This is a genomic window from Pseudomonas sp. 210_17 TE3656, from assembly GCF_054821965.1.
Genome location: NZ_JBTRBC010000001.1, coordinates 4,075,637 through 4,100,970, shown reverse-complemented (window position 1 = coordinate 4,100,970; position 25,334 = coordinate 4,075,637). Strand labels below are relative to the sequence as shown.

General features: G+C 57.3%; 20 protein-coding genes and 1 pseudogene. 4 read left to right on the top strand and 17 right to left on the bottom strand.

Annotation, left to right across the window (positions count from 1 at the left end):
* Window positions 1-23 precede the first annotated feature (23 nt).
* From ACVI9W_RS19215 to mtnA, 16 genes and pseudogenes are all read right to left on the bottom strand, one after another.
* Window positions 24-2,441, bottom strand: coding sequence for a methyltransferase domain-containing protein (locus tag ACVI9W_RS19215; protein WP_461530845.1), 2,418 nt, complete (start codon window positions 2,439-2,441; stop codon window positions 24-26).
* On the bottom strand, window positions 2,435-3,847 hold the full coding sequence (locus tag ACVI9W_RS19210; protein ID WP_461530844.1) for an ABC transporter ATP-binding protein: 1,413 nt from the start codon (window positions 3,845-3,847) through the stop codon (window positions 2,435-2,437). The genes ACVI9W_RS19215 and ACVI9W_RS19210 overlap by 7 nt, the downstream gene beginning before the upstream one ends.
* A complete protein-coding gene (locus tag ACVI9W_RS19205) occupies window positions 3,837-4,709 on the bottom strand; it encodes an ABC transporter permease (RefSeq protein ID WP_461530843.1) in 873 nt (290 codons plus the stop codon). Before ACVI9W_RS19205 ends, ACVI9W_RS19210 begins: the two co-directional genes overlap by 11 nt.
* Before the next feature lie 247 nt (window positions 4,710-4,956).
* Window positions 4,957-5,949 carry a glycosyltransferase family 2 protein gene (locus ACVI9W_RS19200; protein ID WP_461530842.1) on the bottom strand — a complete coding sequence of 331 codons (993 nt, stop codon included), beginning with the start codon at window positions 5,947-5,949 and terminating at the stop codon, window positions 4,957-4,959.
* Window positions 5,950-6,187: 238 nt separating this feature from the next.
* The gene (locus tag ACVI9W_RS19195) at window positions 6,188-7,111 is read right to left on the bottom strand and encodes a glycosyltransferase (protein WP_461530841.1); all 924 of its coding nucleotides are present in this window, start codon (window positions 7,109-7,111) and stop codon (window positions 6,188-6,190) included.
* A gap of 56 nt (window positions 7,112-7,167) precedes the next feature.
* A pseudogene (locus ACVI9W_RS19190) lies at window positions 7,168-7,314 on the bottom strand (glucose-1-phosphate thymidylyltransferase); the annotation flags it as partial.
* 63 nt (window positions 7,315-7,377) lie between these two features.
* Entirely contained in the window at window positions 7,378-8,814 is a 1,437-nt protein-coding gene (locus ACVI9W_RS19185; RefSeq protein ID WP_461530840.1) for an MBL fold metallo-hydrolase RNA specificity domain-containing protein, read from the bottom strand.
* A gap of 135 nt (window positions 8,815-8,949) precedes the next feature.
* Window positions 8,950-9,192: a lipopolysaccharide assembly protein LapA domain-containing protein gene (locus tag ACVI9W_RS19180; protein WP_461530839.1), complete on the bottom strand. Its 243-nt coding sequence runs from the start codon at window positions 9,190-9,192 to the stop codon at window positions 8,950-8,952.
* Between the two features lie 20 nt (window positions 9,193-9,212).
* A complete protein-coding gene (gene ihfB / locus ACVI9W_RS19175) occupies window positions 9,213-9,515 on the bottom strand; it encodes an integration host factor subunit beta (RefSeq protein ID WP_461530838.1) in 303 nt (100 codons plus the stop codon).
* 261 nt (window positions 9,516-9,776) lie between these two features.
* Window positions 9,777-11,453 carry a 30S ribosomal protein S1 gene (gene rpsA / locus ACVI9W_RS19170; RefSeq protein WP_045180061.1) on the bottom strand — a complete coding sequence of 559 codons (1,677 nt, stop codon included), beginning with the start codon at window positions 11,451-11,453 and terminating at the stop codon, window positions 9,777-9,779.
* Window positions 11,454-11,578: 125 nt separating this feature from the next.
* Window positions 11,579-12,265: a (d)CMP kinase gene (cmk, locus tag ACVI9W_RS19165; RefSeq protein WP_461530837.1), complete on the bottom strand. Its 687-nt coding sequence runs from the start codon at window positions 12,263-12,265 to the stop codon at window positions 11,579-11,581.
* A complete protein-coding gene (locus ACVI9W_RS19160) occupies window positions 12,262-14,502 on the bottom strand; it encodes a bifunctional prephenate dehydrogenase/3-phosphoshikimate 1-carboxyvinyltransferase (RefSeq protein WP_461530836.1) in 2,241 nt (746 codons plus the stop codon). Before ACVI9W_RS19160 ends, cmk begins: the two co-directional genes overlap by 4 nt.
* Before the next feature lie 44 nt (window positions 14,503-14,546).
* On the bottom strand, window positions 14,547-15,641 hold the full coding sequence (gene pheA / locus ACVI9W_RS19155) for a prephenate dehydratase (protein ID WP_038608305.1): 1,095 nt from the start codon (window positions 15,639-15,641) through the stop codon (window positions 14,547-14,549).
* Window positions 15,641-16,726 carry a 3-phosphoserine/phosphohydroxythreonine transaminase gene (gene serC, locus ACVI9W_RS19150; RefSeq protein ID WP_461530835.1) on the bottom strand — a complete coding sequence of 362 codons (1,086 nt, stop codon included), beginning with the start codon at window positions 16,724-16,726 and terminating at the stop codon, window positions 15,641-15,643. Before serC ends, pheA begins: the two co-directional genes overlap by 1 nt.
* A 99-nt stretch (window positions 16,727-16,825) precedes the next feature.
* On the bottom strand, window positions 16,826-19,453 hold the full coding sequence (gene gyrA / locus ACVI9W_RS19145) for a DNA gyrase subunit A (RefSeq protein WP_038608303.1): 2,628 nt from the start codon (window positions 19,451-19,453) through the stop codon (window positions 16,826-16,828).
* Between the two features lie 279 nt (window positions 19,454-19,732).
* Window positions 19,733-20,809 carry an S-methyl-5-thioribose-1-phosphate isomerase gene (gene mtnA / locus ACVI9W_RS19140; RefSeq protein ID WP_461530834.1) on the bottom strand — a complete coding sequence of 359 codons (1,077 nt, stop codon included), beginning with the start codon at window positions 20,807-20,809 and terminating at the stop codon, window positions 19,733-19,735.
* Window positions 20,810-20,918: 109 nt separating this feature from the next.
* On the opposite strand from mtnA, the gene ACVI9W_RS19135 reads away from it, so the two are divergent.
* The 4 genes from ACVI9W_RS19135 to ACVI9W_RS19120 all read left to right on the top strand — a co-directional run bounded on the left by ACVI9W_RS19135 (window position 20,919) and on the right by ACVI9W_RS19120 (window position 24,535).
* Window positions 20,919-22,250 (top strand): TRZ/ATZ family hydrolase, encoded by a 1,332-nt coding sequence (locus tag ACVI9W_RS19135; RefSeq protein ID WP_461530833.1) that lies wholly within the window; start codon window positions 20,919-20,921, stop codon window positions 22,248-22,250.
* A gap of 63 nt (window positions 22,251-22,313) precedes the next feature.
* Window positions 22,314-23,012: a bifunctional 2-polyprenyl-6-hydroxyphenol methylase/3-demethylubiquinol 3-O-methyltransferase UbiG gene (gene ubiG / locus ACVI9W_RS19130; RefSeq protein ID WP_038608297.1), complete on the top strand. Its 699-nt coding sequence runs from the start codon at window positions 22,314-22,316 to the stop codon at window positions 23,010-23,012.
* Window positions 23,013-23,014: 2 nt separating this feature from the next.
* Window positions 23,015-23,686 (top strand): N-acetylmuramic acid 6-phosphate phosphatase MupP, encoded by a 672-nt coding sequence (gene mupP, locus ACVI9W_RS19125; RefSeq protein ID WP_038608295.1) that lies wholly within the window; start codon window positions 23,015-23,017, stop codon window positions 23,684-23,686.
* A gap of 108 nt (window positions 23,687-23,794) precedes the next feature.
* Window positions 23,795-24,535 carry a YciK family oxidoreductase gene (locus ACVI9W_RS19120; RefSeq protein ID WP_461530832.1) on the top strand — a complete coding sequence of 247 codons (741 nt, stop codon included), beginning with the start codon at window positions 23,795-23,797 and terminating at the stop codon, window positions 24,533-24,535.
* A gap of 2 nt (window positions 24,536-24,537) precedes the next feature.
* Here the strand turns inward: ACVI9W_RS19120 and ACVI9W_RS19115 are convergent, their stop codons facing one another.
* Window positions 24,538-25,290 (bottom strand): TenA family transcriptional regulator, encoded by a 753-nt coding sequence (locus ACVI9W_RS19115; RefSeq protein WP_408635420.1) that lies wholly within the window; start codon window positions 25,288-25,290, stop codon window positions 24,538-24,540.
* Window positions 25,291-25,334: the final 44 nt, after the last annotated feature.

Below are 25,334 nucleotides of genomic sequence, written 5' to 3'. Positions count from 1 at the left end.
ACATAAACATTACTTAAAATAGGTTATTTAGTTTTTCTGGAAAACATTCTCTTGAACCACGAGACCGGCAGAGCCGAAGAGCCCTGTGAACTCTGTGAGCCCGACTCCCTTTCCTGGGTAGCAAGATTCAAGTCACTAATCGCGCGCTCCAACATTCCGGTACGTTCGCTCAACGCCTGCCGGGTCTGGACAAGCTCCTCAGTACGCTCAATCACTGTTTCCCGTACTTGAACAAGCTCGTCAGTACGCTCAACCAGCTCCCGTCGAGCCTGATCAAACTTGGCAGCAAACGCCTGCAACATCTCAGTGCGCTCCACCAATACTTTTCGAGTAGCAATCAAATCTGCAGTAACGCCGGAATACTCAGCCTGATGGCAATTATTCAAGGTTGAATAATCAATTGGCGCAGCAAGATTAAGCAAATGGATACCATTCGCACAACGCGCAATATTATCCCACGCAACGGAGTACTCACGAGCGCCATCGCCATGGTTAAATAGATTAGGGAAATCTACATTAACTAAAACATCGTCAAGACTGGCGCTAAGCAAGCCCGTACCGAGCCTGACACCAGACTGCCAATATTCTTTTGCCTCGGAGCTATCGCCAAGCGTATAGGCGAGTCTTCCCGCAAGGTACGCGGCTTCTATCGTTTTGGTGGCAAGATGAACACCAAACTCACGCACGTCAATGCGGCTACACTTAAGAAACGCGTCTTTAGCCTTTGACAACTCGCCAGAAGCTTCGTGAATTTTAGCCTTCACATACAATAGAGAGACTATCCAGCGAAGATCCATTGGATTGGAAGGTTCTAAGCTGACGACTGTGTCAATCGCGTCTATCAATAGCTTTCTAAGGTCATGATCGCCAAACTGAAGCGCGCAGTATGCGCGGACACACAAAGCAGCCTTATAGTCATTAGACGTGGAAGGATACAAACGCATAACTTCAACGGCCAGCCCGTCCAAGGCAGCTGAATCTTTCAATCTATATTCAGAATTAACCATGGAATGCATCAGCCATGGATTGCTGAAGTACTGCGCATAACGAATAGATGGGTGATCCGTGGTTGAAAGATTAGCAAACATCCGTTCAACATAAGGAGCTTTAGAAGTAAGGGGAGACTTCATGGCCGTCATCAGCCACCATTCGCAGTCTACTGGGGAGTTTTCGCCCCATTGGACAGAATGAAGCGAACGCGGGCGCACCTCCCAGGTATTACCTTTCTCCCTGACTTTGCATTGGCTGGCTGTCTGCGCATACGCATTTTCAAGAATGAAATGAGTAGAAAGCTCTGACTTTAACCGTGACCAGTCATAAACGTGAAAATGAAAGGGGTTAGGGTCTTCCCCAGTCTCATCACTCCAATCATTCGGTACGCTAACAATTACTCGACCGCCTGGTGCAAGTAGGCGATCAAACTCCGACAATAGCGCTTTGGGTGACTCTACGTGTTCAAGTGTTTCAAAAGAAATGATTGCATCAAATGAACCATCTGGATAGTTGGCCAAGAATTCCGGCAACATTCCAACATTATATTCTACTCGACCATCATCTTTAGCAAAATTATGCCTGGCGTACTCAATGGCGTAGTCGCTTCCATCGATTCCAACCATCTTGGATGCACGTGTAAGATTGCTTATTACATGGCTTCCATAGCCAAGCCCACAGGCCGCGTCTAATACCCGGTCACCTGGCTTTATATACTGGCACGCCCACTGATATCGAATGATATGTGCATCCGAGCGTTCACCGGAATCCCTTGTCATATCCATGTGCAAGCCACGCTCTTCTTCAAGCGCGCTAAGCGGATATTTTAAAGCTGCAAACGCTGGTATCTTTTCGAGTAGAATTCGAATTTGCCCATTGTCTACATTCAAGGACTCATAGGTATTAACTTTGTAATACGCTGGGTGTTTACGAAAACCGGCCTCGAAGCACTTCGTTTCCCACCAGGCACGCCCCTGAACTATCGAGTTCTGGCTAGCATCTAATTTTTTATTAGTCGCTATTTTAAAAAACACTGCGCGACGGGAAACACGATAGATTTCTTTTAGCGCTGCAGCTACATCTTCTGGCGCCAAATCTTCAATAAAGTTTGTAGACACGACAGTATCAAAAGACTCGTCCTCGAAGGGGAGGGACAGTACAGAGCCTTGAGTAAATCGGTTAGCTGCGCGTTGATTACCGCGCGAGACATTAAGCTCAGAGGCATCGAGACCATAGGCATCTACTCCGAACGTCAAGAGAGACGCAACCAAGCCACCATCACCCGAACCAATGTCCAGCACCCGCCCCATGCCACAAGTCGTGACGACCTGACTAGCAACCAGGCCGATTTCGCGATTTAACGCATCGACCTGTGCATTGGTGGCAGAAGGCTGCCCGTTTCGCGTTGAGCTATCCGCTTGTGTACCCACGGATGAGAAAGAATTTACCATGCTGCACTCATCCTCAAATCGACCACGCCACCGAAGAAATATTCATCTCGTTTCATCGCCACATGAAAAAAAGCCGCCTCATCGACCCAGTGCAACATGCGCTGAGACAAGTAGTCTGGGGTTTCCTCAAAAGAAGCGGAGGCCTGAACCTCGTAAAGGTTAACCCCTAGATTACAGTCACATTCAAGCATTACCTGAAACCGATCGCCCGCTTTGAACTGTTGCGCCCAAAAAATGGGTTCGTCACCATTACCAGCGCGAACACCCATATCTTGGTTAAGTGTTCCCCAGGAGTATACCTTTACCCCTTCTTTATTTCTAAGGCGCACAGCAATGTTCAACCTATCAATATCCGCTCTGGACTCACAGGTAACCCTGATGCGCAGCCGATCTCCCGGATAATACACCGAACATGAATCACCTTCATCATCCAGGACTTCCACCTGAATGATTTTCACCTCTCCATCACCGAAAGAAAGGCGATCGGATCTTGTGGTAACGGTTTTTGCCTCTACACCGCCCACGTCAGAAGCAGGTGATTCATCGACTACATTCTCTACGGTACTTGGCAACGTACTCTCTTTCGAAAGCTGTGCCCGCTCGGCCATGTCTTTAGTGAGACTGGAAAAGTAAGCTGCTTCCTCTTCGTGAAGCAGTCGACGATATTCAAGCACCACCTCTGAAGACAGCCCCCAAGAAGCAGCTCTGCCTTTATTCAAAAGCAACGCTCGACTTGTCAGGGTTCTAATGCTTTCTTGGTCATGGGAGACAAATAACACTGTCGTGCCGTCAGAAACCATCTTCTCAATACGCTGAAAGCAACGCTTCTGAAACAGTGCGTCGCCAACCGCCAACGCTTCGTCCACAATAAGTATTTCAGGTTCAACCTGAACTTGTACAGCAAACGCAAGCCTTAGCATCATACCACTGGAGTATGTTTTTACAGGCTGATCAATATATCGACCAATGTCTGCAAAAGATGCAATAGCATCAAACTTATTATCAATCTGTTCTTTAGTAAATCCTAGTAGCGCGCCGTTCAGGTACACGTTCTCTCTACCGGAAAAGTCCGGATTGAATCCAGAACCCAGCTCCAGCAACGCTGCAATGCGCCCCTGTGTGGTTACAACTCCAGATGTTGGAGAAAGCGTACCAGTAATAATTTGCAGGAGCGTGCTTTTGCCACTACCGTTACGACCTACAATACCTACCGACTCGCCCTTTTTTACATCAAAAGAAACATCTCTCAGCGCCCAAAACTCATTAAAATATTGTTTCGGCTCACCGCCAACCAAATTGTGCAATCGAGGCAAAACAAACTGTTTCAGACGATCACGAGGGGCGTCATATATTTCATAACGCTTACTAATATTATTTACGCTAATAATGCTAGTGTCAGAGGACATCAGCAAAGCCCTTTCTTGTTTTTTGGAACCAGGCGTACCCAATCCAGGCCACGATTAATGCAACTAAGGTGTAAACCCCTAAGTACAGCCAATTTGGCATCCGCCCCCATATCAGGACTTCTCGCGCTTGCTCTATAATTAACGTAAGCGGATTAAGCATAAGCCAAGGACGCAACCCTTCAGGTATGGCCGTAATAGGATAAAAAACCGGAGCCAGAAACATCATTACCGTTGTAACAATACCGATAGTTTGCCCTACATCGCGCAGGAAAATACCCAACGAGGCGAGAACCCAGGCTATGCCGAGAGTCATAATAACCAAAGGCAAAATAATCAACGGTAAAAAAACCGCTGTCCAATGTAAATATCCATTAAAGATGGTAAACGCCACCAGCAAGACCACTAAGCTAGCAAAAGCATGGAATAGCGCCCCGCCCATAGTGATCACAGGGAGCACTTCCAACGGAAACACCACCTTTTTTACATAATTCGCATTTGATAGAATCAACCCTGGCGCACGGTTCAATACTTCAGAAAACAAATTATTAACAATCATGCCAGCAAACAGGACTACGGCAAATTGCGTCTTGCTGTCTTCGGCCCCAACACCCCAGCGGGATTTGAAAATAACCGAAAATACAAAAGTGTACACAACCAACATGAAGACCGGGTTGAAAAAAGACCAAGCCAACCCCATTGCGGAGCCTTTGTAGCGCCCCACTACTTCACGCTTGGTCATCTGAAAGATTAGTTGATGGTTATTCCATATACTCTTTGCCAGCGATACTAAAGAAGTTGGCAGAGCCGCATGAGGATTGACGGGCACTGGAGTGTGACCAGATGAAATTGACGACTGGGTCATGCAACACACTCCGCTGCTGCTAATAACGATGAACCTATGAAATGGTGCACCCCGCAAGCGGTGGCGCCTGAGGGCTCGTTTTTTTGTTCTTGCTTAGACATTTGGTGCTTCTGACCAAAATAAAATCTAGCCAGCGTCATCGGACGTGCGCCAAGCAATACTCTTTGTACTAAAAAAATGACAATTCTCCCATAAATGACCCACCAGCGCAATTCTGGCGCTCCACTCAGTTTTTTTTGCTGTCGCCCTAAATCTTTTTAATTAAAGTCGCCAGGATTAGCCCCAGATTTCCAAACAGGGTTTGCCGATAAACACCAGCGCGCAGGACTCCTGAGACCCTTTGAAATAGCTTTTTATTCCGCGCAGCCTTGAAGTGATCTAAGGTCGTTTGACCATCTATGCTAAGACGGTGTTGCATGGTTTCAAGCGCTTGTATATTTTGAGTATTCCACTCATAAAAGCGACCATTTAAAGCCATGCGTAAACGCCGCAAGCGGGCGGACCAGCCGGAGTTACTGCCAATCAGATTCTCAGCATGCTGACGATAAAGAACTTTGGGCAATGGATCGTAGTAGATTTTTCCGCCCGCACCTGAAATCAGCTGATAAGCCCACCAATCGTGGGCTGGAACATCAAGATTGCCACCGGCTTCTTGTATAAGATCACGTGCAGCCTTGTTAAAAACCATGGTGTTACCACCACCGATATTTTGGACCAGGGCATTTGAAAAACACGGTGGCAAGCGAAACCTTGGAGAGGATCCAATAGGCGTACCTGACTCATCTATCAGCTTGGTGCGACCGCAATAAAGTGCAGGAACATGCTGGGGTATGGTCTGCAACCAAGTTAGCGCCACCTGTAGCTTATCTTCGGACCAGATATCGTCCTGGTCTGCCCAAGAAAAAAATTCCGCATCTATATCTGTGCGACAGGTCAGAGAAAGGAAGTTTTTAACAAAGCCTCGCTTTGGCCCTTGAACAATCTTAAGGCGCTCTGGGCCCCAACTATCCATGTATGCCTGTAAAATCTTTATTGTCCCATCTTGAGACCCATCATCAGAAACTACCAGACTCCAGTTACGATGGGTTTGCCGCTCAATTGAGTCGATTTGCCCGGTCAAGAAGCGCTCACCATTGTAACTACACATCAGTATCGCAACATGCGGGCTTTTGATAGAAGAATGTGGCGACTTGCCATCGAGATCGGCAGCAGAGAGGTGGACTGGAGTGCATACGGACACGAAAAATTTCCCCTAGCTTAGGACAGGCGCGTCATCCCAACAAAGTAGACTTGGACGAACTGTCGCCGTCAGGCGCAAGGCCCGCAACATTCTGCTCACTTTCGCGCAAAAGTACCATAAATCATAACTCTTTTCATGGCAACAGCACCTGCAACCTGGCTGACTAGCTGGCTCGCTGACGGGCAATTAAACGGCGGCCTATATGCAGCGACCAATGGTTACCGCACCGCCGGGGCTTTCATTCAGCCTTATTCCCTGTCAAGGCAGTGGCCCAGCAAACAAAAAAGAAAAATACCTTGTCGCGCACCCGGCGCCGACATTGCCAGGCGCTGAAGGACAGCCGAAGCAGTTGCCAACGTCGCAACTGCACCCAGGTCTTCACGAACGGGTCGACACCCTGCCCCACCAGACGAGCTATCAGCTGCACCTGATTGAACCACCAACCGTCATGAATGGTTTTGTAGCGAGCTATCAATGGACTCAATCCGGTGTTGGCACCGAACTGATTACGCTCATGCTGGCGATAATCCATGGACGGCACGAGATCGATGAACCAACGGTAGCCGTGGCTACGGGCAAAGGCATAGCAGTACCAGTCATGCAGGCTGACGCCTTGCAGTGTCTGCCAGTTGGCAAGCATCGACGCCTTCAGCGAGTCCGCCAGTTTTTTGCTTAGCACGTAAGTACAGCCGGGGCCGGCTGCTTCGAACAGGAAATCCCAGGCAACCTGGGGTTGCGCCTTGTCCAACAGATGGGTTCTACCGTCTGGCCAGAAGGCTGTGACGTTACTGGAGTAGGCATCCATGTGAAGGGTCTGAAGCGTTCGGGTTGCACGCTGCAGTTTGTCCGAGTGCCAGACATCATCCTGATCGGCAAAGGCGATGAAATCGTATCCGTCGAAGTCAACATCGCGGATCAGTCTGAAGAAATTACGCGAAGCACCGCCAAAGCGGCCAGCGGCCGGCAGCACAACAACCCCGGGATGTTCAGCCGCATAAGCCACGCACCAGGCTTCTGTGCCGTCAGTGGAAGGATCAATACTGATATAGACGGATACATCGACTGCTGACTGACCGAGAATAGAGGTCAACTGCTCCTCGATCCACTGCATGCCATTATAAGCAGCCAGCAAAACCGCAATCTTGGGATGTTTTACTGGCATGTCTTTTCTGCTTGCCCCAACTGAACGCTACTGCTCGAAAGGATGAAATACTCAATTCAGTGGGAGCTCAAGTCCAGCAACTTTTGCAGGCACCGGGCGCAACCGGCCTTGTACAGAACACCAACTTGAGCGTGCAACCGCTTCGCGGTAATCAATCCGTGATTGTAAGCAATCTCTTCCAGGCAAGCCACTTTCAATCCCTGGTGTTATTCAATGGCACGGCAATCGACCAGAACACCCGATCACCACTTAATCGCATCGAGCCTTCATCCAGGCATTTCTACCAAAAGCACCCGACCCTCTTCGTCATAGCGTCTCTGCAGCGCTTGCGCCAACGCTGCCTTGGCGCGCCTCTCGCCATGCACAAGCACTATCTTCTCAGGCCACTCCCGCATCCCGCTCACAAACTCCACCAACCCCTGCTGATCTGCGTGCGCCGAGTACCCACCCAAGGTCGCCACCCTGGCCTTGATCTCATACATCTCACCGTCCAGATCCAGCGCGACAAATCCTTGCGCACCTTCACTGGCCTGGATCACTGCGCCCGGCGTACCCGTGGCTTGATAGCCGACAAACAGCAGTTGGTGGCGCGGGTCGCCGAGCATAGCCTTGAGGTAGTTAACGATACGCCCACCGGTACACATGCCACTGCCCGATATGACAATCGCCGGCCTGCCGGTACTGGCCAGGTAGTTGACGGTTTTGACGTGCTGATCATGGCTGTCAATCGAGATCAACTGACGAAAGCGCAGTGGACGTCTACCCTCCTCCAGGCGCCGGCGCGCCTCGTCATTCCAGAAGTCACTCAGCTCGCGGTAGGCCTGGGTGAAACGGCTGGCCAACGGCGAATCGAGTATGACCGGCAACTGCGGCCAATCAACTGGCAGCCCTTCTGCCGAGCGCGGCGCGCTTGTGCCCAGCGCCTTGCGGTGAAGAATGTCCTCGATCTCATACAGCAATTCCTGGGTACGCCCCGCGCTGAACGCAGGTATCAGCAAAGTGCCATGGTCGGCCAATGCCTGGTCGATCATCCGCTCAAGCCGCTGCTGGCGGTTGCTGCGTTGATCGTGCAGGCGATCACCATAGGTGCTTTCCAGGACAAGGATGTCTGCGCGCCCGGGCGACACCGGCGGACGCAACAACGGGGTATGGCTCGCACCAAGATCGCCAGAAAAAACCACTCGCTTACGGGTACCGCTGGGGAGGTAGTGAATATCGCATTCGACATAAGCCGACCCCAGCACATGACCCGCTCGCTGCAGGCGAATGCGGCAGGTCAGCGCGTCGCTGCAGAGCACTTCGTACCACTGCTCGTACGGTAGCGCTACGACTTGCAGCTCGACGAGCTCTATATAGCGCTCTATCGTGGCTTTTTCTTGCGTGACGCCCAGCCGCAAGGCATCTTCGAGCACCAACGGCAGCAGCCTGGCAGAAGGCTGACTGCAGATGATCGGCCCCTTGAATCCGGCTGCCAACAGCCCGGGAATGCGACCGACATGGTCCAGATGGATGTGGGTAACCAGTAGCGCTTCAATCCCGCTTATCGGGAAGTCGATGGCCGGCCCCGGAGATCGACCGGTGTCCTCGCCCTGGAAAAGCCCACAATCGATGAGCAGGCTACTGACAGCATTAAGATGCAGCTGGTGACAAGAGCCAGTAACGCCGACGAAGGCGCCATGATGGGTGATGGCAGGGTATGTCATGCGAGCCCGCTCCATGGTTGTTTTATGGAGCGCCATTACCCCACAAATCCACGGTACTGCCACCTGACACATGAGGTCAGCGGCTGTAGGTGACTTCTACATATCAGCGCAGACGATTTACCCGAAGAATACAGATTAGCCGCTGATGCGACGCGCCCGCCCCTTGGCACGGAGCCCGACGTAAACACCCATTAATGGACCAACCACCAAACCTAGCAACAGCGCGGCTAGCACAACAACAGACAACGGCAATGCCGGCGCGGACCAGCCGAACATGACCAAGGCAACGACCTGTTGGTTTTCCAGCACAAAAAACAGCACCAGCGTCGCCAATGCCAGAATGAACAGCACCACCAAGGCGCGCTTGAGATTACGCATAACTCGCTCCCCGGCGATGATTAGCCGGCATGTTCATTCTGCTCATCTTCATTGACGCGGTCGCGCAGCTCTTTACCCGGCTTGAAATGCGGCACGAACTTGCCATCGAGACTGACCGACTGGCCGGTCTTGGGGTTGCGCCCTACCCGCGGCGCACGGTAGTGCAAGGAAAAGCTGCCAAAGCCACGGATCTCGATGCGATCCCCAGTCGCCAGGCACTGAGACATCTGTTCAAGCATAGTCTTGATGGCCAGCTCGACATCCTTGGATGAGAGCAGCCCTTGATGGGTGACAATACGTTCGATCAGCTCCGACTTCGTCATATTTTTCCCTTCTTTATCAAGCAGCTAGATCATTGCTTCATTGTTTTTAGCATGACCTGAGGGTTTTGAACAGGGTGGTTATTGACTTAATCAAGGTTTCTTGAATTGCCTCTTCAAGGAAAAATCATGGCACTTTGCCTGTAGCCTTGCCAAAGCCAGCCAGCACAAGGGTTACAGCGCTAAACGCAACCTGGCACAGGAGCAAATCGCAGGCACAAAAAAGGGCGACCGAAGTCGCCCTTTTTTAGATCCAAGCAGAACTTAGTTCTGTTTGGCCATTGCCTGACGCAGCAGCGCGGCCATGGTGGTATCAGCAGCTTCCGGAGCAGTTTCTTTCAGGCTCTGGATAGCTTCTTTCTCTTCAGCGTCGTCTTTCGACTTGATGGAGAGGCTGATGACACGGCTCTTACGGTCAACGCTGATGATCTTAGCTTCGATCTCTTCGCCTTCCTTCAGGACGTTACGCGCATCTTCAACGCGGTCACGGCTGATTTCGGAAGCTTTCAGAGTGGCTTCGATATCGTCGGCCAGGGTGATGATAGCGCCCTTGGCGTCAACTTCTTTAACGGTACCTTTGACGATAGCGCCTTTGTCGTTGACAGCAACGTAGTTGGAGAACGGATCGTCTTCCAGTTGCTTGATGCCCAGGGAGATACGCTCACGCTCTGGATCTACGGACAGGATCACGGTGTCCAGCTCGTCGCCCTTCTTGAAGCGACGTACGGCTTCTTCGCCCACTTCGTTCCAGGAGATGTCGGACAGGTGAACCAGACCGTCGATGCCGCCGTCCAGACCAATGAAGATACCGAAATCGGTGATCGACTTGATGGTGCCGGAGATCTTGTCGCCCTTGTTGAACTGGCCAGAGAAGTCTTCCCATGGGTTCGACTTGCACTGTTTGATGCCCAGGGAGATACGACGACGCTCTTCGTCGATGTCCAGAACCATGACTTCCACTTCGTCGCCGACTTGTACGACTTTCGAAGGGTGGATGTTCTTGTTGGTCCAGTCCATTTCGGAAACGTGTACCAGGCCTTCCACGCCTTCTTCCAGCTCTGCGAAGCAGCCGTAGTCGGTCAGGTTGGTAACACGCGCCATGACGCGGGTGCTTTCTGGGTAACGAGCTTTGATAGCAACCCATGGGTCTTCACCCAGTTGCTTCAGGCCCAGGGATACACGGTTACGCTCGCGATCGTACTTCAGAACCTTGACATCGATCTCGTCGCCAACGTTGACGATTTCCGATGGGTGCTTGATACGCTTCCAGGCCATGTCGGTGATGTGCAGCAAGCCATCAACGCCGCCCAGGTCAACGAATGCGCCGTAGTCGGTGAGGTTCTTGACGATACCTTTGACCTGCTGGCCTTCCTGCAGCGATTCCAGCAGAGCTTCGCGCTCGGCGCTGTTTTCGGCTTCCAGGACGCTGCGACGGGAAACGACAACGTTGTTGCGCTTCTGGTCCAGCTTGATGACCTTGAATTCCAGCTCTTTGCCTTCCAGGTGGGTGGTGTCGCGCACTGGGCGGACATCAACCAGGGAGCCCGGCAGGAACGCACGGATACCGTTAACGTCGACAGTGAAGCCGCCTTTAACCTTACCGTTGATAACGCCCTTGACCACTTCTTCGGCGGCGAAAGCTGCTTCCAGAACAATCCAGCACTCGGCGCGCTTGGCTTTTTCACGGGACAGTTTGGTTTCGCCAAAGCCGTCTTCGACCGCGTCCAGCGCAACGTGAACTTCGTCACCGACCTTGATGGTCAGCTCGCCAGCTTCGTTGTAGAACTGCTCGAGCGGGATGACGCCCTCGGACTTCAGGCCAGCGTGTACGGTAACCCAGTCGCCGTCGATGTCGACAACGATACCGGTGATGATCGCACCCGGCTGAAGATTGAGGGTTTTCAGGCTTTCTTCAAAGAGTTCTGCAAAGCTTTCGCTCATTTTAATTCCTGTAAATAAGGGCGAAACATACGCCCATCAGCCACATTCCAGACAATGTGGGTTTCGTTCATATAAAGGAAAGCCGACAGGACGTTGACTGGTGCCCCTGCCTGCTTCCCTGATCATCAGGCGATATCGCGCAGGGCGAGCTCGCTCTTGATGCGTTCCAACACCTGCTCGATGGACAACTCCGTGGAATCCAGCTGAATCGCATCGGCCGCCGGTTTGAGCGGGGCCACTGTGCGCTGGGTGTCGCGCTCATCACGCGCACGAATCTCATCTAGCAGACTCGACAGACTAACATCTTCGCCTTTCGCCTTCAACTGCAAGTAACGACGGCGCGCCCGTTCCTCGGCACTGGCGGTCAGAAAAACCTTCAAAGGTGCGTCAGGGAACACCACCGTACCCATGTCGCGACCATCGGCAATCAGCCCCGGTGCTTCCTGAAACGCCCGCTGGCGTTGCAACAATGCGTCACGCACTGCGGGCAGCGAAGCAACCATGGAAGCCCCGGCGCCTACCGTCTCAGTACGGATGACATTACTGACATCCTCACCTTCAAGAATAGTCTGTTGCAGCTTGCCCGGCTCGGCGGCGATGAACTGCACATCCAGGTGCGCAGCCAGCTTGACCAGCAGCTCTTCGTTGGTCAGGTCAACGCCGTGATTGCTGGCAGCGAAGGCCAGCAGGCGATACAGCGCGCCTGAATCCAGCAGCCTCCAGCCCAGCTCACGCGCCAAAATACCAGCAACGGTGCCTTTACCCGAACCGCTTGGGCCGTCGATGGTGATGACCGGTGCATTCACGTTCACGACTTGCCCTCTTCGGCAACACGAATCCCGACTTCGGCGCACAGCGCCAGGAAGTTCGGGAAAGATGTGGCAACGTTGGCGCAGTCGTGAATACGGATCGGTGCCGAAGCGCGCAGCGAGGCGACGCTGAACGCCATGGCGATGCGATGGTCGCCATGCCCGTGCACTTCACCACCACCGATTGGGCCGCCGTCGATGATGATGCCGTCCGGGGTCGGTTCGCACTTCACACCCAGGGTCAGCAGGCCATCGGCCATGACCTGGATGCGGTCGGATTCCTTGACCCGCAGCTCTTCGGCGCCACGCAGTACGGTACGGCCTTCGGCACAGGCCGCGGCAACGAACAGCACCGGGAACTCGTCGATAGCCAGTGGCACCAGGTGTTCCGGGATCTCGATACCCTTGAGCTTGGCGCCACGCACGCGCAGGTCCGCTACAGGCTCACCGCCGACTTCACGCTGGTTTTCCAGAGTGATATCGCCGCCCATCAGTTTGAGGATGTCAATCACGCCGGTACGGGTCGGGTTGATCCCGACATGCTCGAGCACCAGCTCCGAACCCTCGGCAATCGAAGCCGCAACCAGGAAGAACGCCGCCGAGGAGATGTCGGCTGGCACTTCGATATGGGTCGCGGTCAGCTTGCCGCCGGACTCCAGGGAGGCAGTCGGGCCATCAACGTTAACGCTGTAGCCGAAACCACGCAGCATGCGCTCGGTATGGTCACGGGTTGGCGCAGGCTCGGTAACCGTGGTCTTGCCTTCGGCATACAGACCGGCCAGCAGCAGGCAGGACTTAACCTGGGCACTGGCCATCGGCAGGGTGTAGGTCAGCGCCTTGAGCACGTGGCCACCACGAATGGTCATCGGTGGACGACCTTCAGCGGCAGTCTCGATCACCGCGCCCATTTCCCGCAGAGGATTGGCGACACGGTTCATTGGACGCTTGGACAGCGAGGCATCGCCGGTCAGCACGGTGTCGAACGGCTGCGCAGCGAGCAGGCCGGACAGCAGGCGCATGGAAGTACCGGAGTTACCCAGGTAGATCGGACCCGGCGGCGGCTGCAGACCATTAAGGCCAACGCCGTGAATGGTCACCCGACCATGGTGCGGGCCTTCGATGACCACACCCATGTCGCGGAAAGCCTGCAGGGTCGCCAGTGCGTCTTCACCTTCAAGGAAGCCTTCGACTTCAGTGGTGCCTTCGGCCAGGGAGCCCAGCATGATCGAGCGATGGGAAATCGATTTGTCGCCTGGTACGCGAATTCGGCCAGACAGTTGGCCACCAGGATTTGCCAGGAAAATCAGGTCGTTGGAGTTCATAGCGTCCACATAGGCCCGGCGGGCCAGGATTTTACTGAAATGCTCGCGGGCAACCCGGGCGCGAGTGAAAACGCCCAGCAATTGATGCCCATCCCCTGCATCGACCGCGTCACGCAAGGCGTCGAGATCGCTGCGAAATGTATCGAGTGTGCGCAGAACAGCTTCGCGGTTGGCGAGAAATATGTCGTGCCACATGACCGGATCGCTTCCGGCGATTCTTGTGAAATCGCGGAAACCTCCGGCAGCGTAACGGAAGATATCCAGGTTTTCATTGCGTTTGGCCAGGGAATCGACCAGACCAAAGGCCAGCAAATGCGGCAGGTGGCTGGTCGCGGCCAGGACTTCGTCATGGCGTTCGACCTGCATGTGCTCGACATCGGCCTCCAGCGCACGCCAGAGCCGATCGACCAGCGCCAGAGCTTCTGGGTCGGTTTCAGCCAATGGCGTGAGAATTACTTTATGGCGTCGGAACAAGGCAGCATTGGAGGCTTCCACCCCGCTCTGCTCGGAACCGGCAATCGGGTGCCCGGGCACGAAGTGCGCCAGCTGCTCGGCAAACGCCTCACGCGCAGCACGCACCACATTGCCCTTGGCGCTGCCGACGTCGGTGAGCACCGCACGCCCAAGATCAAGTTGCGCCAGGCGAGCGAGGAGCTTCTCCATGGCCAGGATCGGTACGGCCAGCTGAATGACATCAGCGCCAACACAGGCAGCAGCCAGGTCCTCTTCGCAGCGGTCGACCACCCCCAGCTCCACCGCCAGCTTGCGCGACTGCGGATCCAGGTCGACACCGACCACCTCGCGGCACAAGCCGCTTTCGCGCAGGCCCTTGGCGAACGAGCCACCAATGAGCCCGAGACCGACCACCACCAGGCGACCGATAAGCGGCTCGACCTTGTTTACCACGACTTCAACCACGGAGCAGGACCCTATTCAAATCTGCATGCACGCCATTCATTGCCTCAGAGTACCGCTTTGGGATAGGAACCCAACACCTTGAGGGCCACGGCTTCCTGACTGATTTGCTCCAGCACGGCCTTGATCAGCGGATCGCGATGATGGCCGATGAAATCGATGAAGAACACGTAGGTCCATTTACCGCTGCGCGACGGACGGGTCTCGATACGGGTCAGGTCGATACCGTTCTCGTGGAACGGCACCAGCAACTCGTGCAAGGCGCCCGGCTTGTTGCTCATGGAGACGATGATCGAGGTCTTGTCGTCGCCGGTCGGCGGCACTTCCTGGTTACCGATCATCAGGAAGCGCGTGGAGTTGTCCGGACGGTCTTCGATCTTCTCGGCCAGACGCGTCAGGCCATACAGACCTGCGGCCATGTCACCGGCGATAGCCGCCGAGTTCCACTCACCCTTGACCCGCTTGGCCGCCTCGGCATTGCTCGACACCGCAACGCGCTCGACATTCGGGTAGTGGGCGTCCAGCCATTTGCGGCATTGCGCAAGGGACTGGGCGTGGGAGTAAATGCGGCTGATGCTGTCGGTCTTGGTGTTTTCACCCACCAGCAGGTGGTGGTGAATACGCAGCTCGACTTCGCCACAAATGACCATGTCGTGTTCGAGGAAGCTGTCGAGGGTGTGGTTGACCGCACCTTCGGTGGAGTTTTCCACCGGCACCACGCCGAAGTTGACGGCACCGGCCGCCACTTCGCGGAACACCTCGTCGATGGCCGCCATCGGCTTGCTGATCACTGCGTGACCGAAGTGCTTCATCGCTGCGGCCTGGGTAAAGGTACCCTCAGGCCCCAGGTAGGCGATCTTGAGCGGCTGCTCAAGGGCCAGGCAAGAGGACATGATTTCGCGGAACAGGCGGGCCATTTCTTCGTTGCCCAACGGCCCCTGGTTGCGCTGCATCACGCGCTTGAGCACCTGTGCCTCGCGCTCTGGCCGGTAGAACACCGGCGCCTCGCCTTCAGCCAGGGTCGCGGTCTTGACCCGCGCCACTTCCTGCGCGCAGCGGGCACGGTCACTGATCAGCTCGAGGATTTTCTCGTCGAGGCTGTCAATGCGCACCCGCAGCGCCTTGAGTTCCTGCTCCGACATCAGCCGTGCTCCTTCTCGAATTCCGCCATGTAGGCTACCAGCGCTTCCACGGCGTCCAGGCCCAGAGCGTTGTAGATCGAGGCACGCATGCCGCCCACCGAACGGTGGCCTTTGAGGTTGAGCAGGCCACGGGCATCAGCACCGGCGAGGAAGGCCTTGTCCAGGCGCTCGTCGGCCAGACGGAACGGCACGTTCATCCACGAACGGGCGTCGAGGCTGATCGGGTTGCTGTAGAAGTCACTGCTGTCGATGAAGCCGTACAGGCGATCTTTCTTGGCGCGGTTGCGCTTCTCCATCGCATCAACACCGCCCTGCTCCTTGAGCCACTCGAAGACCAGGCCCGAGAGATACCAGGAGTAGGTAGCCGGCGTGTTGTACATCGAACCGTTGTCGGCCGCGACCTTGTAGTCGAGCATGGTCGGGCAGCTGCTGCGGGCACGACCGATCAGGTCTTCACGCACGATCACCACCACCAGGCCGCTCGGGCCGATGTTTTTCTGGGCGCCGGCATAGATCAGGCCGAAGTCGGAGACGTCGACCGGACGCGAAAGAATGTCCGAAGACATGTCGACCACCAGCGGCACGTCACCGGTCTGCGGCACCCAGTCGAACTGCAGACCACCGATGGTCTCGTTCGAGGCATAGTGCACATAGGCGGCGCCCGGCGTCAGGTTCCACTCGTTTTGACCAGGAATGCTCAGGTAATCGGAAGATTTGGCGTTGGCAGCAACGTTGATGTTGCCAAAGCGACGAGCTTCTTCAATGGCTTTCTTCGACCAGATACCGGTTTCGATATAGTCGGCAGTACCATTCTCAGGCAGCAGGTTCAGCGGAATTTCGGCGAACTGCTGGCTCGCACCACCCTGCAGGAACAGCACCTTGTAGTTGGCGGGAATGGACATCAGGTCGCGCAGGTCCTGCTCGGCCTTCTCGGCAATGGCCACGTAGTCGTCGCTACGGTGACTCATCTCCATCACGGACAAACCCTTGCCATTCCAGTCCAGCATTTCGGCCTGGGCGCGCTGCAGGACAGCGTCGGGAAGCGCAGCAGGGCCTGCGCAGAAGTTAAAGGCTCGTTTGCTCACATCCACTCTCGCTCTGCTCATGATGTCCGTGGGGCCAGCCGGGCGGCGCGAAGACTGCACCACGCCGGCTACCCCACCAGGGTTACGCTACTGTATAGGTTATTCCTGCGGCGCCTCTTCGTCGCCAGCGGCCTGGGCCTCTGGTGATTCAACGGCGTCAGCATCGGCCTCGTAGTCCTCGTCGCCTTCCTCTTCGGATGGCTCCTGGACCCGCTCCAGACCCACCAGGGTCTCGTCGCTGGCCAGCTTGATCAGGGTCACGCCCTGGGTATTACGACCCAGGCTGGAGACCTCGCCGACACGGGTACGGACCAGGGTGCCCTGGTCGGAAATCAGCATGATTTCCTCGCCGTCCTGCACCTGCACGGCACCGACCAGGCGACCGTTACGCTCGTTGCTGACCATGGCGATAACGCCCTGGCCGCCACGCTTGTACTCGGGGAACTCGCCGATTTCGGTACGCTTGCCATAACCACGCTCGGAGGCGGTGAGGATCTGGCTGCCCTCCTCCGGAATGATCATCGAGATCAGCTTCTGCCCTTCGGCCAGACGCATGCCGCGTACACCGCGGGCGGTACGGCCCATGGCACGGACGTCGGACTCTTTGAATCGGGTGACCTTGCCGGCGTCGGAGAACAGCATGACCTCACGCTCGCCATCGGTGATGGCTGCGGAAATCAGCACGTCGCCTTCGTCCAGCTCCAGCGCGATCAAGCCGACGCTGCGCTGACGACTGAAGGACTCCAGCGGGGTCTTCTTCACGGTACCGTTGGCGGTAGCCATGAAGATGAAGTGACCTTCGGTGTACTCCTCGACCGGCAACATGGTCGAGATATACTCGCCTTCGTCCAGCGGTAGCAGGTTGACCAGCGGTCGACCACGCGCGGCACGCGAGGCTTCGGGAATTTCGTAGGTCTTGAGCCAGTACACCTTGCCCTTGCTGGAGAACAGCAGCAGCGTGGTGTGGCTGTTGGCGACCAGCAGGTGCGAAATGTAGTCCTCGTCCTTGACGCCGGTAGCCGACTTGCCTTTACCGCCGCGACGCTGAGCCTGATAGGCGGCCAGCGGCTGGGTCTTGGCGTAGCCGCCGTGGGAGATGGTCACAACCCGGTCTTCTTCCGGAATCATGTCACCCAGGGTCAGGTCCAGGCGCGCGTCGAGGATCTCGGTGCGGCGCACGTCGCCGTATTCGGCGCGAATCAGTTCCAGCTCTTCGCGGATCACTTCCATCAGGCGCTCGGCGCTGTTGAGGATGCGGATCAGCTCACCGATCTGGTTGAGGATCTCCTGGTACTCGGCCAGCAGCTTCTCGTGCTCAAGACCGGTCAGGCGGTGCAGACGCAGATCGAGAATGGCCTGGGCCTGTTCCGGCGACAGGAAGTACTTGCCATCACGCAGGCCGTACTGCTCGTCGAGGTTTTCCGGACGGCAGGAGTCGGCACCGGCGCGCTCGACCATGACCTGCACGGCACTGGATTCCCACGGCGTGCTGATCAGCGCTTCCTTGGCTTCCGACGGGGTCGGCGAAGCCTTGATCAGGGCGATGACCGGGTCAATGTTGGACAGGGCTACCGCCTGACCTTCAAGGATGTGACCACGCTCACGGGCCTTGCGCAGCTCAAACACGGTACGCCGGGTAACCACTTCGCGACGGTGGCGTACGAACGCCTCGAGCAGGTCCTTGAGGTTCAGGACCCGCGGACGACCGTCGATCAGGGCAACGATGTTGATGCCGAAAACCGCCTGCAGCTGGGTCTGGGCGTAGAGGTTGTTGAGGATGACCTCAGGTACCTCGCCACGACGCAGCTCGATGACGATACGCATACCGTCCTTGTCGGACTCGTCGCGCAGCTCGGTGATGCCTTCGAGTTTCTTTTCCTTGACCAGCTCGGCGATCTTCTCGATCAAGCGCGCCTTGTTCAGCTGGTAAGGCAGCTCGGTAACGACGATCTGCTGGCGGCCACCGACCTTGTCGATGTCTTCGATGGTGGAGCGGGCACGCATATAAATGCGGCCACGGCCGGTACGGTAGGCTTCGATGATGCCCTGGCGGCCGTTGATGATCGCGGCGGTCGGGAAATCCGGGCCCGGGATGAACTCCATCAGTTCATCGACCGTAATGTCGGCGTTGTCGATCAGCGCCAGGCAACCGTCGATGACTTCACCGAGGTTGTGCGGCGGAATGTTGGTCGCCATGCCCACGGCGATACCGCTGGAACCGTTGACCAGCAGGTTGGGGATCTTGGTCGGCATGACCGCCGGGATCTGCTCGGTGCCGTCGTAGTTGGGCACCCAGTCGACGGTTTCCTTGTGCAGGTCCGCCAGCAGCTCATGAGCCAGCTTGGTCATGCGCACTTCGGTGTATCGCATGGCCGCGGCGTTGTCGCCGTCCACCGAACCGAAGTTGCCCTGGCCGTCGACCAGCAGGTAACGCAGCGAGAACGGCTGTGCCATACGGACGATGGTGTCGTAGACCGCAGTATCACCGTGCGGGTGGTACTTACCGATCACGTCACCGACCACACGGGCGGATTTCTTGTACGGTTTGTTCCAGTCGTTACCCAGTTCGCTCATCGCATACAGAACGCGGCGATGCACGGGCTTCAAGCCATCACGCGCATCGGGCAGTGCACGCCCGACAATGACGCTCATCGCGTAGTCGAGGTAGGACTGTCTCAGTTCGTCTTCGATATTGACCGGGAGGATTTCTTTGGCCAGTTCGCCCATGAGAAGCCTGATTCCTTTTTCTGGTGAAACCTCGTCACATCCATATGGGACGAACGAAGCTCGCCGCTGCAAAGTGACTCCTTGCAACGACTTACGACAAATCAACGAGTTAAGCCATGGATCTGCGCAGTAAAGATAGCCCTACGGGGCTACCTTGGAAACCGTCGGATGTTACCACAATCGCCCAGACGGTGGGAGTGGGCTGCGGCACTACTACCCTACTGCTCGTCAGTAACGCCCGCTAGCCGCTCCAGCAGGCCGCAAGCGCGACACAATGACTCAATGCAAACGCTTGCGACACATCAATTGTGCCATCTTCACCGTATCCGGGCGCTCGACGATGCCTTTCTCGGTCACGATCACATCGATCAGATCGGCCGGCGTCACGTCGAATGCCGGATTGACCGCCTCGACCCCGGCACCCAGCGGCTTGCCGTCAACCTCCAGCAGCTCGCTGACGCCCCGCTCTTCGAGCTGGATGTCTTCGCCGCTTTCCAGATTCATGTCGATGCTCGAACTCGACGCCACCACCATGAAGCGCACGCCGTGGTGCATGGCATTGACGGCCAGCTGGTAAGTACCGATCTTGTTGGCCACGTCGCCATTGGCAGTGATCCGGTCCGCACCGACGATGACCCAGGTAATGCCCTTGGTCTTCATCAGATGGGCAGCGGCGGCGTCGGCATTGACGGTTACCGGGATGCCTGCCTCGGCCAACTCCCAGGCGGTCAGGCGCGAACCCTGCAGCCATGGTCGGGTTTCGTCGACATAGACCCGTTCGACCATGCCTTCCAGATAGGCGGCGCGGATCACCCCCAGGGCAGTGCCGAAACCGCCGGTGGCCAGGGCGCCGGTGTTGCAGTGGGTCAGCAAGGCCTGCTCGTTGCCCTGGTGTTTGCGAATCAGTTCAACGCCCAGCTGGGCCATGGTCAGGTTGGCCTCGCGATCACTGTCATGGATGGCAACCGCTTCAGCGGCCATGATTGCCGCAACGTCATCGCCCGCTTTGAGCCGCAACAGACGCTCACGCATGCGATTGAGCGCCCAGAACAGGTTGGCGCCGGTCGGGCGGGAGTTGAACAGCAGCTCGAAGTCCTCTTCCAGGGCCATTTCCCAGTCGTCGCCTTCGGCCAGGCGCTGACGCACCGCCATGGCCAGGCCATAGGCAGCACTGATACCAATGGCCGGCGCACCGCGCACCACCATCGAGCGAATAGCTTGGGCCACTTCGGCGACATCGGTGCAGGCTTGCCAGGTCTGTTCGAACGGCAGAACACGCTGATCAAGCAGGTACAGGATGCCATCACGCCAATCGATGGCTTTCACCTTCTCTGCTGCCAGCAGTTGATCGCGCATGCCTCACCCCATCATTCGGACATCAAAAGCGTACGATTATAGCGAGCCCCTGGCGTAGACGCTCGGGTATACTTCGCCCTCAGCCCAAGTGTCTCAGGGAAATCCCGTCATGCCCAAACCCGCTACGCCGCTCGACCTGCTGCTCCTGCCTGCCTGGCTGGTGCCTGTCGAACCTGCCGGGGTGGTATTGAAGGATCATGGCCTGGGCATTCGCGACGGGCAGATTGTTTTCATCGGCCCCAGGGCCGAGGCCGAGCGCTTCGTCGCCACCGAAACCCGCGAGCTGCCAGGCTGCCTGCTCAGCCCCGGGCTGATCAACGCCCACGGCCACGCGGCGATGACCCTGTTCCGCGGCCTGGCCGACGACCTGCCGCTGATGACCTGGCTGGAAGAGCACATCTGGCCTGCAGAAGGTCGCTGGGTCGATGAAGATTTTGTTCGCGACGGCACCGACCTGGCCATTGCCGAGCAGATCAAAGGCGGCATCACCTGTTTTGCCGACATGTACTTCTTCCCCAAGATTGCCAGTGAACGGGTGCACAACAGCGGCATCCGCGCACAAATCGCCGTGCCGCTGCTGGATTTCCCGATCCCGGGCGCGCGCAACACCGAAGAAGCCTTGCACCTGGGTATCGAACTGTTCAGCGACCTGCGTCATCACCCGCGCATCACCGTGGCCATGGGCCCGCATGCGCCCTACACGGTGAGCGACGAGAACCTGGAGAAGATCCGGGTCATTGCCGAAGAGCTCGACGCACCGATTCACATGCACCTGCATGAAACCGCCTTCGAGGTCGAGCAATCGCTGGCCACCCGCGGTGAACGCCCGCTGGCCCGCATCGCCCGCCTGGGCCTGCTCGGCCCGCGCCTGCAGGCGGTGCACATGACCCAGGTCAGCGACGAAGACCTGGCACTGCTGGTAGAAAGCAACACCAGCGTGGTGCATTGCCCGGAATCCAATCTCAAGCTGGCCAGCGGCTTCTGCCCGGTCGAACGCCTGTGGCAGGCCGGGGTCAATGTGGCGGTGGGTACCGATGGTGCAGCCAGCAACAACGACCTCGACCTGCTTGGCGAAACCCGCACAGCCGCCCTGCTGGCCAAGGCTGTGGCCGGCTCGGCCGCCGCGCTGGATGCCCACCGGGCACTGCGCATGGCCACCCTCAACGGTGCCCGGGCGCTGGGCCTGGAGACGCTGACCGGTTCGCTGGAAGTGGGCAAGGCCGCCGACCTGGTCGCCTTCGACCTTTCCGGCCTGGCCCAGCAACCGATTTACGACCCGGTTTCACAACTGATCTATGCCAGCGGCCGCGACTGCGTCAAGCACGTCTGGGTCGCCGGCAAGCAACTGCTCGACGAGCGCCGCCTGACCCGCATGGACGAACAGGCACTGCATGCCGCCGCCTGCGCCTGGGGCCAGCGGATCGGCGAGCGCAGCGAATAACCGGCCGGCAGCCGCGGCTGCCGGCCCGTGACACCTTTAATCAAAGTTTCAGAGGACCGTTCCATGAGCAACGTCGACCACGCCGAAATCGCCAAGTTCGAAGCCCTGGCCCACCGTTGGTGGGACCGTGAAAGCGAGTTCAAGCCGCTGCACGACATCAACCCGCTGCGGGTCAACTGGATCGACGAACGAGTCAAACTGGCCGGCAAAAAGGTACTCGACGTCGGCTGTGGCGGCGGCATCCTCAGCGAAGCCATGGCCCAGCGCGGCGCCACCGTGACGGGCATCGACATGGGCGAAGCACCGCTGGCCGTGGCCCAGCTGCACCAGCTCGAATCCGGGGTAGAAGTCGAGTACCGGCAGATCACCGCCGAAGCCCTGGCCGAAGAAATGCCCGAGCAATTCGACGTGGTCACCTGCCTGGAAATGCTCGAACACGTGCCTGACCCTTCGTCGGTGATCCGCGCCTGCTACCGCATGGTCAAGCCGGGCGGCCAGGTGTTCTTCTCGACCATCAACCGCAACCCCAAGGCTTACCTGTTCGCGATCATCGGCGCCGAATACATCATGAAGCTGCTGCCGCGCGGCACCCATGACTTCAAGAAGTTCATCCGCCCTTCCGAGCTGGGTGCCTGGAGCCGCGAGGCCGGCCTGAACGTCAAGGACATCATCGGCCTGACCTACAACCCGCTGACCAAGCACTACAAGCTGGCCAACGACGTCGACGTCAACTACATGATCCAGACCCTGCGCGAGGAATGAGCATGCGCCTGAGAGCAGTACTTTTCGACATGGACGGCACCCTGCTCGACACGGCGCCGGACTTCATTGCCATCTGCCAGGCGATGCTCGCCGAGCGTGGCCTGCCTGCCGTCGACGACCAGCGCATCCGCGACGTGGTGTCCGGCGGTGCCAAGGCGATGGTTTCGGTCACTTTCAACCTCGATCCCGAGGCTGCGGAGTTCGAAGCCTTGCGCCTGGAGTTCCTTGAGCGCTATCAGCAGGGCTGCGCGGTACACAGCAAGCTCTACGACGGCATGGCCGAGCTGCTGGCCGATATCGAGAAAGGCAACCTGATCTGGGGCGTGGTGACCAACAAGCCGGTGCGTTTCGCCGAACCGATCATGCAGCAACTGGGCCTGGCCGAGCGCTCCGCTCTGTTGATCTGCCCGGATCATGTGAAGAACAGCAAGCCGGACCCCGAGCCGCTGATCCTCGCCTGCAAAACCTTGAACCTGGATCCGGCCAGCGTCCTGTTCGTCGGTGACGACCTGCGCGACATCGAGTCTGGCCGCGATGCCGGCACCCGCACTGCAGCGGTGCGCTACGGCTATATTCATCCGGATGACAACCCCAACAACTGGGGCGCGGATGTGGTGGTCGATCATCCGCTGGAGCTGCGCAAGGTGCTTGATAGCGCGCTTTGCGGCTGCTGATTTCGACAAGGATCGCGGGGCAAGCCCGCCCCCACCGAGGTCATGTAGAACCTGTGGGAGCGGGCTTGCCCCGCGAAAAAAGTCACCCTATTTTCACGAGGTAACCCCATGTTCGATTACTCCGCCCGCCCCGACCTGCTCAAAGGCCGGACCATCATGGTCACCGGCGCTGGTCGCGGAATCGGCGCAGCGGCCGCCAAGGCCTACGCCGCCCATGGCGCGACCGTGCTGCTGCTGGGCAAGACCGAAGCCAACCTGAGCCAGGTCTACGACGAGATCGAAGCGGCCGGCCATCCAAAGCCTGCGGTCATCCCGTTCAACCTGGAAACCGCCCTGCCGCACCAGTACGACGAGCTGGCGGCAATGATCGAAACCGAATTCGGCCACATCGACGGCCTGCTGCACAATGCCTCGATCATCGGCCCGCGCACACCGCTGGAGCAGTTGTCCGGCGACAACTTCATGCGTGTGATGCAGATCAACGTCAATGCCATGTTCATGCTTACCAGCACCCTGCTGCCGCTGCTCAAGCTGTCCCAGGATGCGTCGGTGATCTTCACCTCCAGCAGCGTCGGACGCAAAGGCCGGGCCTACTGGGGTGCTTATGGGGTGTCGAAGTTCGCTACCGAGGGCCTGATGCAAACCCTCGCCGACGAGCTCGAAGGTGTGGCGCCGGTGCGCTCCAACAGCATCAACCCGGGCGCCACCCGCACCAGCATGCGCGCCCAGGCCTATCCGGGCGAAAACCCGGAAAACAACCCGCTGCCCGAGCAGATCATGCCGGTGTACCTGTACCTGATGGGCCCGGACAGCACTGGCATCAACGGCCAGGCGTTCAACGCCCAGTAAGCTCAGCCCTCGACCAGTTCCGCCTGGGCACGGGCGGGCTGGCGCTGTTCCAGCTGCATGCAGCGCTCAAGGAACAGGTACATGTAGTCGTAGCTCTTGCACACAGCCCGGCGCAGCTCAGCCTGCAACGCCTGCGACGGGTTGTTACCGGCCAGGGTACAGACGATTTCCAGCGCCTCCCACGGGTGGGCGTCGTCGTACTGGGCATGCATCTTCAGCCACTTCATGGCGCGCTTGCGACCTTCCTCTGGAAAGCCCTGGGCATAGACGCCCGTCGAGCACACCACCGCCGACCATTCACCGGTCGCCCCTTCGATTGCGTAGTTGGTCGCTGCGACAGCCACCACCAGTGAATCCGCTGCACAGGTATGCCAGCACCAGTCGCTCAGGGCGTTGAGTTCGGTCGGTACGTCCTGGGCCTGCAGGTCCTCGAGGCTGACGCCATGGGCCTGGCTCCAGTACAGCCAGTAGTCGGCATGATTGAGTTCGACACGGATGTTGCGCATCAACCAGCGCCGCGCCATGTCTTCGCCGGGATGGCGTGCGTAGCGGGTCTTGGTCAGGTTCTTGGCCATATACAGGGAGAACTGCTCGACCACCGGCCAGCCGCCAATCAGGTACTGGCGCATGGTACGAGCACTGAGCCGACCATCGCGCATGCGCTGATAGAGCTCGTGTTCGACTACCCGGCGCTTGCTCTCATGGCAATCCTTGATCAGCTGCTGGGCCCAGAGCGGGTAACTGGTGGGGTCCATCAATGGACCGGTACGGATAAACGCGTCAATCACTGTCAGCTCCT

Coding starts and splice junctions, on each gene's coding strand:
- ihfB (WP_461530838.1), bottom strand. CDS start 9,515: ATGACGAAGTCGGAGCTGATCGAACGTATTGTCACCCATCAAGGGCTG.
- gyrA (WP_038608303.1), bottom strand. CDS start 19,453: ATGGGCGAACTGGCCAAAGAAATCCTCCCGGTCAATATCGAAGACGAA.
- ACVI9W_RS19215 (WP_461530845.1), bottom strand. CDS start 2,441: ATGGTAAATTCTTTCTCATCCGTGGGTACACAAGCGGATAGCTCAACG.
- pheA (WP_038608305.1), bottom strand. CDS start 15,641: ATGTCGGAGCAGGAACTCAAGGCGCTGCGGGTGCGCATTGACAGCCTC.
- ACVI9W_RS19135 (WP_461530833.1), top strand. CDS start 20,919: ATGCCCAAACCCGCTACGCCGCTCGACCTGCTGCTCCTGCCTGCCTGG.
- ACVI9W_RS19210 (WP_461530844.1), bottom strand. CDS start 3,847: ATGTCCTCTGACACTAGCATTATTAGCGTAAATAATATTAGTAAGCGT.
- ACVI9W_RS19115 (WP_408635420.1), bottom strand. CDS start 25,290: ATGGACCCCACCAGTTACCCGCTCTGGGCCCAGCAGCTGATCAAGGAT.
- mupP (WP_038608295.1), top strand. CDS start 23,015: ATGCGCCTGAGAGCAGTACTTTTCGACATGGACGGCACCCTGCTCGAC.
- ACVI9W_RS19195 (WP_461530841.1), bottom strand. CDS start 7,111: ATGCCAGTAAAACATCCCAAGATTGCGGTTTTGCTGGCTGCTTATAAT.
- ACVI9W_RS19180 (WP_461530839.1), bottom strand. CDS start 9,192: ATGCGTAATCTCAAGCGCGCCTTGGTGGTGCTGTTCATTCTGGCATTG.
- rpsA (WP_045180061.1), bottom strand. CDS start 11,453: ATGAGCGAAAGCTTTGCAGAACTCTTTGAAGAAAGCCTGAAAACCCTC.
- ubiG (WP_038608297.1), top strand. CDS start 22,314: ATGAGCAACGTCGACCACGCCGAAATCGCCAAGTTCGAAGCCCTGGCC.
- mtnA (WP_461530834.1), bottom strand. CDS start 20,809: ATGCGCGATCAACTGCTGGCAGCAGAGAAGGTGAAAGCCATCGATTGG.
- ACVI9W_RS19120 (WP_461530832.1), top strand. CDS start 23,795: ATGTTCGATTACTCCGCCCGCCCCGACCTGCTCAAAGGCCGGACCATC.
- ACVI9W_RS19205 (WP_461530843.1), bottom strand. CDS start 4,709: ATGACCCAGTCGTCAATTTCATCTGGTCACACTCCAGTGCCCGTCAAT.
- ACVI9W_RS19185 (WP_461530840.1), bottom strand. CDS start 8,814: ATGACATACCCTGCCATCACCCATCATGGCGCCTTCGTCGGCGTTACT.